Source organism: Falsiroseomonas oryzae (assembly GCF_027856955.1).
Classification (GTDB): Bacteria; Pseudomonadota; Alphaproteobacteria; order Acetobacterales; family Acetobacteraceae; genus Falsiroseomonas; species Falsiroseomonas oryzae.
The window spans coordinates 1-621 of sequence record NZ_JAPSMD010000986.1 but is presented as its reverse complement, the minus strand read 5'-3'; the positions used below and the strand labels follow the sequence as shown (position 1 = coordinate 621).

Annotated in this window: 1 protein-coding gene; it reads left to right on the top strand. The window is 77.6% G+C overall.

What is annotated here, in order from left to right; genetic code table 11:
• Positions 1-621, top strand: a 621-nt coding sequence (locus OZN99_RS33100; RefSeq protein ID WP_270939402.1) for a penicillin-binding transpeptidase domain-containing protein, incomplete at both ends; no start/stop codon positions are given.

Below are 621 nucleotides of genomic sequence, written 5' to 3'. Positions count from 1 at the left end.
GGCGCGCGGATCGCGACCACGCTCGACCGCGACCTGCAGCGCGCGGCGGAACGGCTCGCCTTCGACGCGCTGCGCGACCTGCCGGAGCGCGCGGCGCTGGCGATGGTGATCGCCGACATCGCGACGCGGGAGACGCGCGTGCTGGTCGCCGGCGCCTTCGGCGAGGCTTCGCGCGCCGGCATGCTGGACCTGACGCGCGCGGTGCGCTCGCCCGGCTCCGCGCTGAAGCCCTTCCTCTACGCCGCCGCCTTCGAGCAGGGCGTGGCGCGGCCGGACAGCGTGCTGGCCGACCTGCCGCTGCGCTACGGCGCCTATGCGCCGGAGAATTTCGACCGCGGCTTCGCCGGGCGCGTGACCGCGGCCGATGCGCTGCGCCAGTCGCTGAACCTGCCGGCGGTGGCGCTGCTGCACGAGGTCGGGCCGATCCGCTTCGCCGCGCTGCTCAAGGCGTCCGGTGCGCCGCCGCGGCTGCCGGCCGGCGCGGAGCCCTCGCTGCCGCTGGCCCTCGGCGGGGCGGGGATGACGCTGCGCGGGATGGTCTCGCTCTACGCGATGCTCGGCGATGGCGGGCGGGCGGCGCCCATCGTGACGCAGCCCGCCGAGGCGGCGGAGCGCCCGGTG